This is a genomic window from Anoxybacteroides rupiense (genome assembly GCF_014196195.1).
In the GTDB taxonomy this organism is placed as follows: domain Bacteria; phylum Bacillota; class Bacilli; order Bacillales; family Anoxybacillaceae; genus Anoxybacteroides; species Anoxybacteroides rupiense.
In genome coordinates this window covers 158155-174765 of sequence record NZ_JACIDF010000004.1, presented here as the reverse complement: position 1 = coordinate 174765, position 16611 = coordinate 158155, and the positions used below count along the sequence as shown (strand labels likewise).

17 protein-coding genes and 1 other annotated feature are annotated in these 16611 nt (G+C 42.4%); of the genes, 13 read left to right on the top strand and 4 right to left on the bottom strand.

Going from position 1 to position 16611, the window contains the following annotated elements:
* Positions 1-5 precede the first annotated feature (5 nt).
* Positions 6-242 carry a hypothetical protein gene (locus GGQ95_RS08685; protein WP_044745725.1) on the bottom strand — a complete coding sequence of 79 codons (237 nt, stop codon included), beginning with the start codon at positions 240-242 and terminating at the stop codon, positions 6-8.
* Positions 243-407: 165 nt separating this feature from the next.
* Here GGQ95_RS08685 and GGQ95_RS08680 point away from each other — a divergent pair, with 165 nt between their 5' ends.
* From GGQ95_RS08680 to GGQ95_RS08660, 5 genes are all read left to right on the top strand, one after another.
* Positions 408-1340, top strand: coding sequence for a beta-ketoacyl-ACP synthase III (locus GGQ95_RS08680; RefSeq protein ID WP_044745726.1), 933 nt, complete (start codon positions 408-410; stop codon positions 1338-1340).
* 49 nt (positions 1341-1389) lie between these two features.
* Positions 1390-2631 carry a beta-ketoacyl-ACP synthase II gene (gene fabF / locus GGQ95_RS08675; RefSeq protein WP_044745727.1) on the top strand — a complete coding sequence of 414 codons (1242 nt, stop codon included), beginning with the start codon at positions 1390-1392 and terminating at the stop codon, positions 2629-2631.
* A gap of 102 nt (positions 2632-2733) precedes the next feature.
* Positions 2734-3501 (top strand): DUF2268 domain-containing putative Zn-dependent protease, encoded by a 768-nt coding sequence (locus GGQ95_RS08670; RefSeq protein WP_066148281.1) that lies wholly within the window; start codon positions 2734-2736, stop codon positions 3499-3501.
* Positions 3502-3585: 84 nt separating this feature from the next.
* Positions 3586-3786, top strand: coding sequence for a YuzI family membrane protein (locus GGQ95_RS08665; RefSeq protein ID WP_066148283.1), 201 nt, complete (start codon positions 3586-3588; stop codon positions 3784-3786).
* An 85-nt stretch (positions 3787-3871) separates the two neighbouring features.
* The gene (locus tag GGQ95_RS08660; RefSeq protein WP_183186611.1) at positions 3872-4612 is read left to right on the top strand and encodes a YjbA family protein; all 741 of its coding nucleotides are present in this window, start codon (positions 3872-3874) and stop codon (positions 4610-4612) included.
* A gap of 54 nt (positions 4613-4666) precedes the next feature.
* On the opposite strand, the gene trpS is transcribed toward GGQ95_RS08660, so the two are convergent.
* Entirely contained in the window at positions 4667-5656 is a 990-nt protein-coding gene (gene trpS, locus GGQ95_RS08655) for a tryptophan--tRNA ligase (protein ID WP_066148289.1), read from the bottom strand.
* 64 nt (positions 5657-5720) lie between these two features.
* Positions 5721-5957: a binding site (T-box leader), on the bottom strand.
* A 526-nt stretch (positions 5958-6483) separates the two neighbouring features.
* Here trpS and GGQ95_RS08650 point away from each other — a divergent pair.
* The 5 genes from GGQ95_RS08650 to oppF all read left to right on the top strand — a co-directional run bounded on the left by GGQ95_RS08650 (position 6484) and on the right by oppF (position 12089).
* Positions 6484-8124, top strand: a complete 1641-nt coding sequence (locus tag GGQ95_RS08650; RefSeq protein WP_044745732.1) for a peptide ABC transporter substrate-binding protein — start codon at positions 6484-6486, stop codon at positions 8122-8124.
* 90 nt (positions 8125-8214) lie between these two features.
* Positions 8215-9150, top strand: a complete 936-nt coding sequence (locus GGQ95_RS08645; RefSeq protein ID WP_044745733.1) for an ABC transporter permease — start codon at positions 8215-8217, stop codon at positions 9148-9150.
* A gap of 2 nt (positions 9151-9152) precedes the next feature.
* Complete coding sequence (gene oppC, locus GGQ95_RS08640) at positions 9153-10070, top strand: ABC transporter permease (RefSeq protein ID WP_044745734.1); 918 nt, start codon at positions 9153-9155, stop codon at positions 10068-10070.
* An 11-nt stretch (positions 10071-10081) separates the two neighbouring features.
* The gene (locus GGQ95_RS08635; protein WP_080860620.1) at positions 10082-11149 is read left to right on the top strand and encodes an ABC transporter ATP-binding protein; all 1068 of its coding nucleotides are present in this window, start codon (positions 10082-10084) and stop codon (positions 11147-11149) included.
* A 1-nt stretch (position 11150) separates the two neighbouring features.
* Positions 11151-12089, top strand: coding sequence for an ABC transporter ATP-binding protein (oppF, locus tag GGQ95_RS08630; RefSeq protein WP_044745736.1), 939 nt, complete (start codon positions 11151-11153; stop codon positions 12087-12089).
* A 283-nt stretch (positions 12090-12372) separates the two neighbouring features.
* On the opposite strand, the gene GGQ95_RS08625 is transcribed toward oppF, so the two are convergent.
* Positions 12373-12564, bottom strand: coding sequence for a hypothetical protein (locus GGQ95_RS08625; RefSeq protein ID WP_066148293.1), 192 nt, complete (start codon positions 12562-12564; stop codon positions 12373-12375).
* A gap of 395 nt (positions 12565-12959) precedes the next feature.
* On the opposite strand from GGQ95_RS08625, the gene spxA reads away from it, so the two are divergent.
* Positions 12960-13358: a transcriptional regulator SpxA gene (spxA, locus tag GGQ95_RS08620; protein WP_044745738.1), complete on the top strand. Its 399-nt coding sequence runs from the start codon at positions 12960-12962 to the stop codon at positions 13356-13358.
* Positions 13359-13407: 49 nt separating this feature from the next.
* Here the strand turns inward: spxA and GGQ95_RS08615 are convergent, their stop codons facing one another.
* On the bottom strand, positions 13408-14076 hold the full coding sequence (locus tag GGQ95_RS08615) for a TerC family protein (RefSeq protein ID WP_044745739.1): 669 nt from the start codon (positions 14074-14076) through the stop codon (positions 13408-13410).
* Positions 14077-14270: 194 nt separating this feature from the next.
* On the opposite strand from GGQ95_RS08615, the gene mecA reads away from it, so the two are divergent.
* The gene (gene mecA / locus GGQ95_RS08610; RefSeq protein WP_066148295.1) at positions 14271-14942 is read left to right on the top strand and encodes an adaptor protein MecA; all 672 of its coding nucleotides are present in this window, start codon (positions 14271-14273) and stop codon (positions 14940-14942) included.
* 66 nt (positions 14943-15008) lie between these two features.
* Positions 15009-16520 carry a cardiolipin synthase gene (gene cls / locus GGQ95_RS08605; RefSeq protein ID WP_066148297.1) on the top strand — a complete coding sequence of 504 codons (1512 nt, stop codon included), beginning with the start codon at positions 15009-15011 and terminating at the stop codon, positions 16518-16520.
* Positions 16521-16611 lie beyond the last annotated feature (91 nt).

Genomic DNA, 16611 nt, shown 5'->3' with positions numbered 1-16611 from the left:
GTTATTTATTTTTTTAATAAATCCGTAAAAGAAGTAAACGTTTTCATGAATGGTTTGAGTTGATGGAACGAGGAGACAAGTGTATCAATGTCCTGCATAAGCTGTAGAAAATCAACCCCCTGCTGGGAAGAGGATGTTTCTGCTACGTTTGTTTGTTTTTCTTGACGAAATGGAAAGTCTCCAAACATTAGACGAGAAAAACGGTCATTTAGCTGATGGGTCGTTTGTTTTTCTTCTTCCACATGAGATCCCCCTTTCTCCTTATAAGCAATTTATGTTCAGAAAAGTAGAAATGATTAGACAGATGACATGGACCAAACATTTATATTGCGTGATTATGAAAACTTCGATAAAATTAGTACCAAGTAATAGTAATTGGTTATATAACAATAAAGGAGATGTTCTGCATGAATGCAGGTATTATCGGAATCGGCCGGTATTTGCCGGAAAAGGTAGTCACCAACCTCGATTTGGAAAAAATGATGGATACGTCTGATGAATGGATTCGGACTAGAACGGGAATTGAAGAGAGAAGAATTGCCGCTGATGATATTGACACGTCAGATATGGCTTATTTTGCTGCTGTGAAGGCTCTTGAGAACGCCCGGATCTCAGCTGCGGAACTTGATTTAATTTTAGTGGCTACAGTAACGCCGGATCGTCCATTTCCGTCAGTTGCTTGCATGCTGCAAGAAAGATTGGGGGCGACAAAAGCAGCAGCCCTAGATATTAGTGCAGCCTGCGCTGGCTTCATGTATGGAATGGTTACAGCAAAGCAATTTATTGAAAGCGGAACATATCGATATATATTAGTGATAGGAGCGGAAAAATTATCGAAAATCGTAAATTGGGAGGACCGCAATACGGCTGTTTTATTTGGTGATGGGGCAGGTGCTGTCGTGATGGGACCCGTTTCCGAAGGACGCGGCATTGTATCCTTTGAATTAGGAGCTGACGGAACAGGAGGAAAACACCTATATCAAGACGAATATGTTGTTATGAATGGTCGAGAGGTGTTCAAATTTGCGGTTCGTCAAATGGGGGAATCATGCATTCACGTACTCGAAAAAGCAGGATTGTCTAAACAGGATGTGGATTTTTTAGTTCCGCATCAAGCCAATATTCGTATTGTTGAAGCAGCTAGACAGCGCTTGGAGCTGCCGGAGGATAAAATGTCAGCAACCGTCAGAAAATATGGCAATACGTCCGCTGCTTCTATTCCAATTTCGATTGTCGAAGAACTAGAGGCTGGAAAAATCAAAGACGATGATCTAATCATTATGGTTGGTTTTGGGGGCGGTTTAACATGGGGAGCGATCGCCTTAAGATGGGGACGCTAAAATAACGATGAAAGCTCTTTGACTACAAACGGAAAGAGAGGCAAAAAGGATGGAAAAGAGAAGAGTCGTTGTCACAGGTTTGGGAGCAGTGACTCCGCTTGGTAATGATGTGGAAACAACATGGGAACGTATAATAGCAGGCGAAAATGGCGTGGGTCCGCTGACTCGTGTCAATCCAGATGATTATCCGGCAAAAGTTGCGGCAGAGGTAAAGGATTTTAATCCGGAACTTTATATGGATAAACGTGAAGCGCGTAAAATGGACCGCTTTACTCAATATGCGGTAGCATCTGCACTTATGGCTGTAAAAGATGCCAATTTAACAATCAATGAAGAAAATGCCGAGCGAGTGGGCGTATGGATTGGCTCAGGAATCGGCGGAATGGAAACATTCGAGCAGCAGTTTGAAATTTTTCAACAGCGCGGTTATCGCCGTGTAAGCCCATTTTTTGTACCGATGATGATTCCTGATATGGCGGCAGGGCAAGTATCGATTATATTAGGAGCAAAAGGAATCAACTCTTGTACAGTTACAGCATGCGCAACAGGCGCGAATTCGATTGGCGATGCGTTTAAAGTCATTCAACGCGGTGATGCGGATGTGATGGTGACAGGAGGAACCGAAGCGCCGATTACGAAAATGGCATTAGCCGGATTTTGCGCGAATACGGCTTTATCAACAAATCCTGATCCGGACAAAGCAAGCCGGCCATTCGATAAAAACCGTGATGGGTTTGTGATCGGAGAGGGTGCTGCTATTCTCGTGCTCGAAGAATTAGAACATGCACGCAAGCGGGGCGCTCGTATTTATGCGGAAATCGTTGGCTATGGATCAACGGGAGATGCTTATCACATTACAGCTCCTGCACCAGGCGGGGAAGGCGGTGTGCGGGCGATGCGCCAAGCGCTCGCTGATGCCGGAATGAAGCCAGAAGAAATCGGTTATATTAACGCTCATGGAACAAGCACCGAATATAACGATAAATATGAAACAATGGCGATAAAAGAGGTCTTTGGCGATCATGCTTATAAATTGGCAATCAGCTCAACCAAGTCGATGACCGGCCATTTATTGGGTGCCGCAGGCGCGGTTGAAGCGATGTTCTCCATCTTGACAATGATCGATGGAGTGATTCCGCCAACGATTCATTATGAAACACCGGATCCAGAGTGCGATCTTGATTATGTGCCAAATGTGGCGAGAAAACAGGAAGTAAACGCTGTTTTAAGCAACTCGCTTGGCTTTGGCGGACATAATGCCACTCTTATTTTCAGAAAATATACGGAATAATCAACAAGGCGATCTCATAAAAAGCGGGATCGCCTTTTTTTCACCCCTTTTTCTGCTCCATCATACGATAGGAAATAAGGAAGAGAAAGGGGGAAGCGAGAAATGCCGGTTATTCATACCGACGAATGGCTCGCTACGGAACAGCCGCTGCAGCTATGCGAACGGCTAACCGATTATTTTCGAGGGGGCAACGCTCGGCATATTTATGTTCATCTTATTCATCACGGAATGCATTCGTTATCGGAGGAAGCGAAAAAGATAACAGAAACCATGAAGCGAAAGCAGCTATGGGAGCGAACGGAAAGGATCTATCATCGATTACAAAAGCGCTGGAACGGCCCGGATGTACCTGTTTTTATTTTTCCGGCAAATGAACATAACAGAAAGATGGCTCGAGATTTTAATAGTAAAGGCGGTCTTGCCTACGCTGATAAATTGTTTTTATTTTTGTTGCCGCAGCATTCATGGAAAGAAATAGAGGCCGTATTGACTCATGAATACAATCACGTTTGCCGCCTAGCAAAGCAACCGAAAAAGGAATATCCGCTGCTTGACGCCGTGATTTTAGAGGGCTTGGCAGAACAAGCAGTCGGGCAAGACGTGGGAAAAGAATATCAAGCCAAATGGACATCATACTATTCAGACGATGAATTGCGCCATTTTTGGAAGCAATATCTTGACCGCTATCAAATGATTTTTCCGTCACATCGATTATACGACCGCCTTTTATATGGACGCGGTCTGTATCCTGAGATGCTTGGATATGCGGTAGGCTACGGAATCGTATGTGCCGCCTTGCAAAAAGAGCACGACTTTTTTAAGCTGATGGAAATGCCTGCAGAGCGCATTCTGCAGCTCGCGCAATTTTAGCAATCGTCTTAAGGTCATAGTCATGAACAATGCCGCTTGCACATATATGTAGAAATAAGATGGACAAGGCGACGGAGGAAAGCGATGCGCGTATTCATTTATTTGCTCGGCTTTGGTTTTTCAGTTATAGGGGGGGTTACATCCATTGCTTATTTAAATCTCATCACACCGGAGCGAGGGTGGATCAATTACTTTCAATTTATTAGCACGAGAATGGAGTGCTATTTACTTCCAATCGGCATGATTGTCATGTGGTTCAGTCTATACTTTCCGGATCAAGAATAATGGATAAAAAAGGCTGCTGTGGAATAAAATAATCCCCCTCTGCCTATAATGATGGACAAATAGCTTTTGAAGTGAGGGGTATCTTATGTTATATCTTCATGATATTTGGGTGAATTGGTTTGAAGGCGAGGAAAATGGGTATAACGTCTGTCACTTTCATGAATGGAGAAAGGATGACCAAGTCGAATTGCTCGATCAAGTTCCGCTTTTAAAGGTATCTTCCCGTTTGTTTAATTATGTAGAAAATAGTTTGTCGGAGATACCTAAGCCACTTTTAGAAGATGTTTATCAAAAAGCATATGTGCGGAAAAACCATGAACGTCTTCAGCTTGATTATTGTTTCGTTGTAACGGATGGAAAAGGAATATTAGCGATTGACACGATCGGTTCGAGCATTCCAATTCGCAAAAGTCGGCTGATTCCAAGACAAGAGCAGCTTGTCTATGAAATGGTCGCGGACCAGCAAGAAGAAGCCTATCCGCTTCCTTCATATGAAAAAGAATATCATATTTTATCGCCTGCTCCGGAGCTGATGAACGGACTGACACGGAAGGAGCGCCAACTCAAACAGCTTTTGTTTATGGCAATGGATCAACTTTATTCAACGAAAAATGTAGCAGAAATTCGCTATTGGTACACGGAATGGGCGCCGCATAAATATTCTTTAATTCAGCAAATGTCATTTGAAGAAGCATGGCAGCAGCTATATGAGGAAACAAAATACGATTGGTCGGAAAAGCACGTTCAACTATGCGAAAAAATGATTAAAGGACAGCCATTTTTTGAAAAGCTGTGGGAAATGGAGCAAGAGCCGCGGGTTAACTAAAGAGGTTGAATAAAAAGCAAGCCGATGTTGCGGCTTGCTTTTTTTGCTTTGTTGTTATCCTCGATTTCGTCCTAATCCCATCGCATGTTCCATTTTTTTGAGCATTTCGTTTGCTACTTGGTTCGCTTTCTCTGCCCCTTTATCAAGGATGTCATCAAGAGAGCTGCTTTCCATTAAATGATAATATTTCTCTTGAACCGGAGCGAGGGCATCCATAATCACTTGAGCTAAATCGCTTTTAAATTCTCCATAGCCTTTTCCGGCATATTGCTGTTCTAATTGTTCGATCGTTTTATTTGCTAAAATGGAATAAATATTCAATAAGTTAGTAACACCAGGCTTCGTTTCCTTGTCGTAGCGGATCGTTCCTTCAGAATCGGTTACAGCGCTCTTAATTTTCTTTTCAATGGCTTTGGCATCATCTAACAGCGTAATATATGATTTTTGATTTGGATCCGATTTACTCATTTTTTTCAATGGATCGGCCAATGACATAATTCGCGCTCCGACTTTTGGGATGCGCGCTTCAGGGATGGTGAAAATTTCCCCGTATCGTTTATTGAAGCGCTCCGCTAAGTCGCGAGTTAATTCAATGTGCTGCTTTTGATCTTCGCCAACAGGAACGATGTCTGTTTTATAAAGAAGAATATCAGCCGCCATTAACGGCGGGTATGTTAATAGACCCGCGCTCACTGCCTCTTTTCCCGCCGATTTATCTTTAAATTGCGTCATCCGTTCAAGCTCTCCGATATAGGAAAGACACTGTAAAATCCATCCGGCCTGCGCGTGAGCAGGAACTTCCGATTGCACAAATAAAGTGGCTGTGTTCGGATCAATGCCGACCGCTAAATAGAAGGCCGCCAAGCTGCGGATATTTTGACGCAGCTGTTTTGGATCTTGCGGCACGGTAATCGCGTGCTGATCGACGATACAAAAATAGCATTGATATTCGTGTTGCAGCTCAACAAACTGCCGCATGGCACCAATATAGTTTCCAAGGGTGAGAACTCCGCTTGGCTGGATGCCAGAAAAAATGGTTTTCATGAGATAGACCACTCCTTTTCCATTATTTGCCCATAAATAAAGGCCCTATCTCCCCTTAGCGAAAATTAGGGACGATAGGACCGCGTTGCCACCCTAGTTATTGCACAGAAACGTGCAATCACTCTGATCCATGCTGTATCATGCATGGCGCCTCTATAACGCAAGGCAAACGTCTGAGCCTACTCTCCAGTTCAGCCCAGATGCTCGAAAGCCCATTCCATATTGCTAGCCGCTTGTTCCCACCAACCACAAGCTCTCTGAAGGCATCACAACATGTACTCTTCTTTCTCATCGCATGCTGTTTTTTCTTTATTCTAATGCATGAAGAACATTTGCGCAAGAAATAACCGTCGATTTTCCTATTTCTGTATTATTATATCAAACTCATTGAAAAAATTATTTTCAAAAAATTCTCTTTCCTAAATTAAAGTGATAAATTGCTAGTGTAATGAAAGGATAAATTTTAAAAAAATGAAAATGTAAACGCTTTAATTTGTTGTTTTTTCAGTTTTTTTTTGTGATTTTGTAATTTTTTTTATTTACATTTATCGAAAAAAACTATAAAATGCTAATTAGCTGAAAAATAAAGTTAAAAAAACAATTTTAACAAATGGAAAATTCAGAAAAAACAAAAATATAGAATGATTTCTTTTTTAAGTATATTAATGTTTTCGATCTGTAGTAGAGCAGATAAAATTTTTTCCATCCAGAGTGATGGATCTAGTCTTTTGTACATACCAACTCAAGATGCAACTAGGGTACCAAAAGTTCTGCGCTTTTACGTGGGACTTTTGACTATAAAAATTTTTTACTAGGGGGGAAACTCATTGAAGAAAAGACTATCTCTTTTGTTCAGCTTAATGCTAGTGCTTAGTCTCTTCCTTGCTGCTTGTGGCGGATTCAGCAAAAAAGATGACGCCAGCGATGATAAAGCAGGAGGCAAAAAATCAGATGTTCCGCAAGAGCTGCGTGTGAACATTAAGACTGAGCCGTTTTCTCTACATCCTGGTTTGGCGAATGACTCTGTTTCTGGTAACGTGTTGCGCCAAACATTCGAAGGGTTGACAACCATTAAAGACGGCAAACCTGAATTAGCTGCTGCAGAAAGCTACGAGGTTTCCGATGATTTAACGACTTACACATTCAAGCTGCGCGACGCAAAATGGACAAACGGCGACCCAGTGACAGCGCAAGACTTCGAATATGCTTGGAAATGGGCGCTTGATCCAAAAAATGAATCACAATACGCTTATCAGCTTTACTATATTAAAAATGGCCAAGCCTATAATGAAGGAAAGGCGAAGGCTGAGGACGTTGGCGTAAAAGCACTTGACGAGAAAACATTGCAAGTGACTCTTGAAGCTCCAACCCCTTACTTTTTAGAATTAACAGCGTTCTATACGTATTATCCAGTGAACAGCAAAGTGGCTCAACAAAAACCAGACTGGTATAAAAACGCAGGACCTGATTACACTTCAAACGGTCCGTTCAAAATGGTCACTTGGGAGCATAACAGCAAAATCGTTCTTGAAAAGAATGAATCCTATTGGGATGCGAAAAACGTCAAGCTTGAGAAAATCGACATGGCGATGGTCAATGACACCAATACGGAGCTTTCCATGTTTAACAACGGAGAGCTAGATTGGGCAGGAATGCCTACTGGCCAATTGCCGACAGACTCTTTGCCGCAGTTAAAGAAAGAAGGTAAATTGCACGTTCAGCCAATCGCAGGTACGTATTGGTACAAATTTAATACGGAAAAACCACCATTCAACAATGTGAATATCCGCAAGGCATTCACATATGCGATCGACCGCAAAGCGATTGTAGAAAACGTGACAAAAGGCGAGCAAATTCCAGCGATGGCTGCTGTGCCGCCAACGATGTTCCCTGAAAATGAAAAGGGATATTTCAAAGATAACGATGTCGAAAAAGCAAAAGAGTATTTACAAAAAGGTCTTCAAGAGCTTGGCTTAAAGGATGTAAAAGATTTGCCGCCAATCACTCTGTCCTATAATACGGACGACGCTCACGCTAAAATTGCTCAGGCCATTCAAGACATGTGGAAGAAAAATCTAGGCATTAATGTGAAGCTGGAAAATGCAGAATGGAACGTATACATTGACAAATTGCATTCTGGCGATTATCAAATTGGCCGCATGGGTTGGTTAGGAGACTTTAACGATCCAATCAACTTCTTGGAGCTATATCGTGATAAAGAGGGCGGCAACAACGATACAAATTGGGAAAATCCGAAGTTCAAACAATTGCTAATCGATTCACAAAAAGAGGCTGATCCAGAAAAACGTAAGCAAATGCTCAAAGATGCAGAACAAATTTTAATGGATGAGCTTCCAATCGCGCCAATCTACTTCTACACAAATACTTGGGTGCAAAAAGACAACCTAAAAGGCGTGGAAGTATCAGGCCTTGGCGATGTTCAATTCAAATGGGCATATTTTGAATAAGGTGTGAATGAGTGAAGGTATATGGGAACTGTCCCGTATACCTTCATTTCACGATGAAGCCAAATTACAAAAAAATGGAGGTGTTTGAATATGTTGCGGTATATAGGCAGACGTTTGCTCTATATGTTGCTATCACTCTTTTTAATTATTACAGCGACGTTCTTTTTAATGAGAGCTGCGCCAGGTGGACCTTTCTCTGGGGAGAAAAAGCTGCCTCCTGAAATTGAAAAAAACTTAAATGAATACTATGGGCTGGATCGCCCTTGGTACAGTCAATATTTTGACTATTTAGTTTCTGTTGCGAAATGGGATTTCGGTCCGTCCTTTAAATATAAAGGACAAACAGTGAACGATCTCATTAGCGACGGCTTTCCGGTTTCTTTTTTTCTTGGAATGGAAGCTTTGCTGATAGCAGTAAGTATCGGGATTTTGTTAGGGATTATTGCTGCGCTGAATCATAATAAATGGCAGGATTACGGAGCGATGGTTTTTGCCGTTCTCGGAATATCGGTTCCGAGCTTTATTATGGCCTCTGTTTTGCAATACTTTTTAGCGATTAAGCTGCATTTGTTCCCAGTGGCCCGATGGGAGTCATTGCAGCACACGGTTTTGCCGGCGCTTGCGCTTGCGGCGACACCGATGGCGTTCATTGCTCGCCTGACTCGTTCCAGCATGCTGGAGGTATTAAGCAATGATTATATTCGCACAGCGAAGGCAAAAGGGCTTTCAAGAGGACAAATTACGGTAAAACACGCCATTCGCAACGCTTTATTGCCTGTTGTCACCTATTTGGGACCATTGTCCGCAGGGATTTTAACGGGAAGCTTTGTCATTGAAAAAATCTTTGGTATTCCTGGATTGGGAAGCCATTTTGTATTGAGCATTTCGAATCGTGATTATACCGTGATTATGGGAGTTACGGTGTTTTACAGCATTTTACTGCTGGCATCTGTCCTGCTTGTGGATATTGCGTACGGCTTCATTGATCCTCGAATTAAGCTAGCCGGTGGAAAGAAAGGAGAGTAATCATGCAACAAATTCCAAAAGAGATGTTTCAGCCAGCAGCAGCAGAGCTGGGCGAAGCGGAAAAAATATCGAGACCGAGCCTTTCTTATTGGAAGGATGTTGCGATTCGCTTTCGCAAAAATAAATTAGCGATGTTTGGCCTAGTTTTGCTTGTACTCTTAGTCTTTATGGCGATTTTTGGACCACACATGACGAAATACGACTATGCGACAAACGACTTAATGAATACAAACCAGCCTCCATCTTCTAAGCACTGGTTTGGCACAGATGATTTAGGTCGGGATGTATTCGCGCGTACATGGTATGGTGCTAGAATTTCTTTGTTCATTGGTTTAGCCGCAGCGCTTATTGACTTATTGATTGGGGTGCTGTGGGGCGGTATTTCCGGGCTTCGCGGTGGCAGAACGGACGAAGTGATGATGCGGATTGCCGATATTTTATGGGCCGTTCCTTATTTGTTGCTCGTGATTATCTTAATGGTTGTTTTAGGCCAAGGACTAGGTACCATGATTTTAGCGATGACGATTACCGGATGGATCAATATGGCGCGCATCGTTCGCGGGCAAGTGCTTCAGCTGAAAAGCCAAGAATATGTACTTGCATCGCAAACGCTAGGTGCAAGCACATCGCGGATTATGTTTAAGCATTTAATTCCAAACGCGATGGGCCCGATTCTTGTCACATTAACCTTATCGATTCCATCTGCGATTTTTACAGAAGCATTTTTAAGTTATTTAGGTCTTGGCGTGCCGCAGCCTTTAGCGAGTTGGGGGACGATGGCTTCTGATGGAGTACAAGCCATGCAATACTATCCATGGCGGTTATTTTTCCCAGCTACTTTTATTTGCTTAACGATTTTTGCATTTAACGTAGTAGGGGACGGTTTGCGCGATGCGCTAGATCCGAGATTGCGTAAGTAAGGGGTGAAGACATGAAGAAGCTGTTAGAAGTAAAAAACTTAGAGGTTTCGTTTCAAACATATGGCGGAGAAGTTCAGGCTGTGCGCGGTGTTAGCTTTCACTTAAACAGAGGGGAAACGCTGGCGATTGTAGGGGAATCAGGATCCGGAAAAAGCGTGACTTCCCAAACCATTATGCGCCTTATTCCAACACCGCCGGGCAGAATCAAAAATGGACAAATTCTTTTTGATGGAGAGGATCTTGTTAAGAAAACAGACAAGGAAATGGAAGCGATTCGCGGAAAAGATATCGGGATGATCTTTCAAGATCCAATGACGTCGTTGAATCCAACCATGAAGGTCGGACATCAGATCATGGAAGTGTTAACGAAACATTTGAAAATGGACAAATCGGCTGCAAAGGAGCGGGCGATTGAATTGTTGCGTCTTGTTGGGATTCCGATGCCGGAAAAACGCGTGACCCAATATCCGCACGAATTTTCCGGGGGAATGAGACAGCGGGCGATGATTGCTGTAGCCTTGGCCTCCAATCCGAAGCTATTGATTGCCGATGAACCAACGACAGCGTTGGATGTAACGATTCAGGCGCAAATTTTAGAGCTGATGAAAGAGCTGCAGAAGAAAACCAATACGTCGATTATCTTTATTACTCATGATTTAGGGGTCGTTGCTAATGTAGCGGATCGTGTGGCCGTCATGTACGCAGGAAAAATCGTAGAAATGGGAACGGTGGATGAAGTCTTCTATGACCCGAAGCATCCTTATACATGGGGATTATTGGCGTCGATGCCGAGCTTAGATAGCGATGATAAATCGGAATTAGCTGCCATCCCAGGAACGCCGCCAGATTTGACAAACCCGCCAAAAGGCGATGCATTTGCGCCGCGCAATCCATATGCGATGAAAATCGACTTTGAGTTGGAGCCGCCGCTGTTTCAGATTTCGGATACGCACTATGCAGCGACATGGCTGCTTCATCCGGACGCGCCAAAAGTAGAGCCGCCTGAAGCGGTGAAAAAACGTTTGCGCAAGCTCTCCTCCAATTACCCTCAACCTGTTATTGTAAAGGAGAGTGAGTAAAATGGCAGAAAAGCAAAAACTGATCGAAATCAAAAATCTTAAGCAGCATTTTAACGTCGGGCATGGACAAGTAATCAAAGCAGTAGACGGTATAACGTTCGATATTTATAAAGGAGAAACGCTTGGTCTTGTGGGGGAATCTGGATGCGGGAAATCGACGACAGGAAGGACGATTATTGGCTTATATCAAGCAACGAGCGGCGAGGTGCTGCTGAATGGCGTGAGCGTTCACGGCAAAAAATCGCCTAAAGAATTAAAAATGTTAAAGCGAAAAATGCAAATGATTTTCCAAGATCCATACGCGTCGCTGAATCCGCGCATGACCGTTGCGGACATCATTGCTGAGGGCATCGATATTCACGGTCTTGCAAAAACAAAAGAGGAACGAATGAAACGGGTATACGAGCTCCTCGAGACGGTTGGCTTAAATCGAGAGCATGCGAATCGATATCCGCATGAATTTTCCGGCGGTCAGCGGCAACGGATCGGAATTGCCCGCGCTTTAGCGGTTGAGCCGGAATTTATTATTGCCGATGAACCGATTTCTGCCTTAGATGTTTCGATCCAAGCGCAGGTTGTGAACTTAATGAAGAGACTACAGCGCGAAAAAGGACTGACTTACTTATTTATTGCCCATGATTTGTCGATGGTGAAATATATTAGCGATCGCATCGGTGTCATGTATTTTGGAAAAATGGTTGAATTGGCAGAGGCGGAAGAGCTGTATCGCAACCCGATTCATCCTTATACAAAAGCATTATTATCCGCGATTCCGCTGCCGGATCCGGAAACAGAACGAGTGCGCAGGAGAGCGATTTATGATCCATCACAGCACCAATATAAAGATGGAGAAAGTCTCGAATTTCGTGAAATTACGCCGGGCCATTTTGTATTATGCTCGGAGGAAGAATACAAAAAATATAAAGCCATGCATAGTTGATCTCTCGTTTCGAGAGATCTTTTTTTATAAATGGAATGGATATGAATGATTATAAAACATTTTGATTCATTTGACTATTCTAAAAATAAAAAACATAGACTGTTGGCGACCCTTCATACTGCATCACTGGCTCCGTCCATGAATGTCTTGATTCGGTTGCATTTCTTGTCTTCCGAACGTTTTCAAGCCATTCTGATGTAAGAAACGTCACCATGAATGGAGGGATGCTTAAAATGATGGTAGACAAAGTCCGTGTTGACTTTGTCTACCATCTTCTTGAGCATTATCCCGAGATTTTTTTGCCGCCAACGCGATTCCAGCCTTCTTGTGTTTTGGCTGTTTTTTGAATGTGCTCCAATCGTCTGGAGCCGCCAAATACATATTCGCCAACCCCGTTGGCAAAAACCCCCATTAGCGCCGTCATTCCAATGATGAGGACGCCGACAATCATGAAATCAATAAAATATTGGGTCATATGCCCTTCCTCCCCTTACCTGCTTATAGAATGGCCAACAATGGAAATAAGCAAGATGCCGAAACAGGGATGTTCGTTCAAGTAAACGCTTCGACTGCTTCACTTTATCATCGAATCAGCCGCTAAAAAGCGAAGACGGTCGCGTGGTTTCGTTTTTGAGGTCATGGATGGCCGTTGTTATTTTCCTTTCTTTATATTGTAGAGGATTTTAGAGAATATGGGAAGCGGGCTGAAGAAAATGGGGGGACTTTGAAAAACTATACCGTTCTTAGGAATTTTATTGTATAATATACAGTATGAAATCCATTTTCATCTAAATATGAGCAGAAAACAAGCTGACTGGCTCATATGTAAGCAGGACTATTTATCCTGTTAAAGGAGAGTGAGTAACAATTATGGTTACATTGTATACATCACCTAGCTGCACCTCTTGCCGCAAAGCAAAAGCGTGGCTAGAGCAACATGATATTCCGTATGTTGAACGAAATATTTTTTCTGAACCGCTGTCAATCGATGAAATTAAAGAAATTCTTCGCATGACAGAAACGGGGACAGATGAAATTATCTCTACTAGATCAAAAATTTTCCAAAAATTAAATATAAATCTCGAGTCATTGCCGCTCCAAGATTTATATGAGATTATCCAAAAATATCCGGGAATTTTAAGAAGACCGATTATCATTGATGAAAAACGCCTTCAAGTTGGGTATAACGAGGATGAAATTCGCCGCTTCTTGCCGCGCAAGGTGCGAGCTTATCAGTTGCGTGAAGCTCAACGGCTCGTTAATCAGTAAAAAACTTCTACATGGTTGCTCCATGTAGAAGTTTTTTATCATCTTGTTCTTATGTCCAAGAGCGGTCATTTTTCCGATTGATCAGCCAGCCGGCACAGATGATGAACATAGCGGCGGCAAATGGGAAAAAAGGGCGAAGAGAAACAACTTCGTCAATATGTTGGATTCGTTGCTCTCCTAAGATCATTTTCCCAGCTGTATACGCTAAAATGGCTGCTCCAATGTAAATTAAAAAAGGATATCGCTCCATTGAATAAAGTATAATTTTGCTGCCTAAAATGATAATCGGAACAGAAAAAAGAAATCCAAAGACGACAAGAGAAGCACGGCCATCCGCTGCACCGGCGATGGCAATAACATTATCTAATCCCATCACCACATCTGCTGCAACGATGGTTTGTACTGCTTTCCAGAGCGAGGTTGCTGATTCAATGTGCGTAGGTGTTTCGTTTTTTTGAATTAACAGTTTGAGAGAAATCCAAAGCAGCATGCATCCGCCTACAAACTGCAAAAACGGAATCTTTAGCAATATGACGACCGCCGCTGTTAAAACGATGCGAACGGCAATGGCTAACGTGGTTCCAAGCACAATGGCTGTATTTCGTTTCTGCTCCGGTAACTTTCTGCTCGCTAAAGCAATGACAACTGCGTTATCTCCGCCAAGAATGACATCAATACCGATGATGAGAAGAATCGAAGTTATATATTCGCTTATCATTTATGTTCCTCATCTCCTTTTCTTTCATCATCATTATAGTAGGACATGTTTCATTTCATCACTATTTTTTGAAAAATGGGGTTTTTTTATTTCCCTTCTGAAGGTTTTTATCATAAAATAGAAGTACAAGGCATCGCCTTTCGGGGGTAAAAAAGTCCCTTCAAACTCAGTCTTGGAGAAGGGAGAGTTGACAAATGGAAATGGAACGCATTAATGAGCATACGGTGAAGTTTTATATCTCTTATGTTGATATAGAAGAACGCGGCTTTGACCGCGAAGAAATTTGGTATAACCGCGAACGAAGCGAAGAATTGTTTTGGGAAATGATGGATGAAGTCCATAACGAAGGAGATTTTTCGCTTGAAGGGCCGCTTTGGATCCAAGTGCAAGCGCTTGATAAAGGATTAGAGGTGCTAGTGACAAAAGCGCAGCTGTCCAAGGATGGAAGCAAATTAGAGCTTCCGCTTCCTGAAGAAAAATTGCTTCCGATGGACGAAAAAATGGAGGAGCTTCTTGACCACCATTTTCATGTGCAGCAGGATAGCGAGGGGCTGACAGAAGACGAGGAAGAAGAAGTGCTTCATTTTACGATCTCTTTTAAAGATATCGAAGACTTGATTGCGCTTGCTCATCGCGCTGATTTCACAAATGTGAAAAACAGCCTGTTTCAATTCGAAGGCCGCTACTACTTATTTGTTGAATTTGATGAAAACTATACAGAACACGAAATCGACAATTGGTTAAGCATCTTATTAGAATACGGGATCGATTCTCAACTAACCATTTATCGATTAGAGGAATACGGAAAAGAAATTATTCATAGCAATGCATTGGCTACGCTGGCTAAACATTTTCCGTTAAAGTAAAAGCCGATTTCAGCTGTTGAAATCGGCTTTTTCTTCGAGAACAACAAACGGATAGGGTGAAATTCATTGCGAAATACGTTGCAAGTGTTCATTTTTTTACTTCTGCTAAGCGTACTTTTATTTTTTACAAAAGACTATTGGGAAGGCTGGCTTCTTGGATCGCTCAGTATTTTGACGACCTGTTCCGTTATTTTTATCGCCTTTGTCATTTCCTTGGAAAATCGGCGGCCAGCTCAGACGCTAACATGGCTGGTCGTGCTTGGAAGTTTTCCGCTCATCGGCTTTTTCTTTTATATCCTATTCGGTCAAAGCTATCGAAAACAGCGGTTATTTAAAAAGAAGGCGATGCTGGATGAACAAATGTTTCTAAAATTTGAGGGGCAGCGCGATTTTAACATCGAGCAGATGAAGCATATCGAAGAGCACCAACTGCCGCTTCTCCGGCTTGCCCACCGTCTTGGCAAAAGCCCTGTTTCTTTGGCGACGGAAACGAAAATATTAACGAATGGAGAAGCAACGTTTTCCACTATTTTTGCAGAGCTTGAGAAAGCGAATCATCATATTCATTTAGAATATTATATTGTTCGCCATGATGACGTTGGACAAAGGTTGAAGAACATCTTGATTGAAAAAGCACAAAAAGGGATACATGTCCGTTTTCTATATGACGCTGTTGGAAGCTGGAAGTTATCGAAAGCGTACATTCAAGAGCTTCGTGATGCTGGAGTGGAAATGGTTCCGTTTTCCCCTGTCCGTCTTCCTTTTTTAAATAATAAAATTAACTTCCGCAATCACCGTAAAATTATCGTCATTGATGGAACAGTGGGATTTGTTGGCGGGTTAAATATTGGAGATGAGTATTTAGGCAAAAACGAATACTTTGGCTTTTGGCGCGATACGCATTTATGGATTCGCGGAGAAGCCGTAAGAACACTCCAGCTTATTTTTTTGCAGGATTGGTACTATATGACCGGGGAAACCTTATTAACATTAAATTATTTATCGCCGACCCTCATTCCGAACAGCGAGAAAGGCGGCATCCAGCTTATTTCCGGCGGACCCGATCAAGAATGGGAGGTTATCAAGCATTTATTTTTCGCCATGATCGTATCGGCGAAAAAATCGATTTGGATTGCGTCTCCTTACTTTATACCAGACGAGGACATTTTCGAAGCGTTAAAAGTGGCGGCATTAAGCGGCATTGATGTTCGCATTTTGGCGCCCAAACGGCCTGATAAAAAAATTGTGTTTTATGCTTCACGTTCCTATTTTCCAGAATTATTGGAGGCTGGAGTGAAAATTTACGAATATCGCAAAGGCTTTTTACATAGCAAAATTATTATTGTCGATGGAGAGCTTGCCTCGATTGGGACAGCCAATATGGATATGCGCAGCTTTCATCTGAATTTTGAAGTGAATGCTTTCTTATATCATACAGAAAGCACAAAAACGCTTGTAGCTGATTTTTTAAACGATTTGAATGATTCCGATCCCATTGATTATGAAACATTTAAAAAGAGGCGCTTGGCCACCCGTGTGGTCGAATCGATTTGCCGCTTGCTTTCTCCGCTTCTTTAGCGATTTCTATCCAAAAGGTTTATGGAACAGCCTGAGCATGATGGCTCAGGTTTTTTGTTATATCACAATGGATCTCTTGTCCTTTTTTCAA

Bases quoted from the DNA above. Each gene is read 5' to 3' on its own strand.
- GGQ95_RS08680 (WP_044745726.1), top strand. From the start codon at position 408: ATGAATGCAGGTATTATCGGAATCGGCCGGTATTTGCCGGAAAAGGTA.
- fabF (WP_044745727.1), top strand. From the start codon at position 1,390: ATGGAAAAGAGAAGAGTCGTTGTCACAGGTTTGGGAGCAGTGACTCCG.
- GGQ95_RS08670 (WP_066148281.1), top strand. From the start codon at position 2,734: ATGCCGGTTATTCATACCGACGAATGGCTCGCTACGGAACAGCCGCTG.
- GGQ95_RS08665 (WP_066148283.1), top strand. From the start codon at position 3,586: ATGCGCGTATTCATTTATTTGCTCGGCTTTGGTTTTTCAGTTATAGGG.
- GGQ95_RS08660 (WP_183186611.1), top strand. From the start codon at position 3,872: ATGTTATATCTTCATGATATTTGGGTGAATTGGTTTGAAGGCGAGGAA.
- trpS (WP_066148289.1), bottom strand. From the start codon at position 5,656: ATGAAAACCATTTTTTCTGGCATCCAGCCAAGCGGAGTTCTCACCCTT.
- GGQ95_RS08645 (WP_044745733.1), top strand. From the start codon at position 8,215: ATGTTGCGGTATATAGGCAGACGTTTGCTCTATATGTTGCTATCACTC.
- oppC (WP_044745734.1), top strand. From the start codon at position 9,153: ATGCAACAAATTCCAAAAGAGATGTTTCAGCCAGCAGCAGCAGAGCTG.
- GGQ95_RS08635 (WP_080860620.1), top strand. From the start codon at position 10,082: ATGAAGAAGCTGTTAGAAGTAAAAAACTTAGAGGTTTCGTTTCAAACA.
- oppF (WP_044745736.1), top strand. From the start codon at position 11,151: ATGGCAGAAAAGCAAAAACTGATCGAAATCAAAAATCTTAAGCAGCAT.
- GGQ95_RS08625 (WP_066148293.1), bottom strand. From the start codon at position 12,564: ATGACCCAATATTTTATTGATTTCATGATTGTCGGCGTCCTCATCATT.
- spxA (WP_044745738.1), top strand. From the start codon at position 12,960: ATGGTTACATTGTATACATCACCTAGCTGCACCTCTTGCCGCAAAGCA.
- GGQ95_RS08615 (WP_044745739.1), bottom strand. From the start codon at position 14,076: ATGATAAGCGAATATATAACTTCGATTCTTCTCATCATCGGTATTGAT.
- mecA (WP_066148295.1), top strand. From the start codon at position 14,271: ATGGAAATGGAACGCATTAATGAGCATACGGTGAAGTTTTATATCTCT.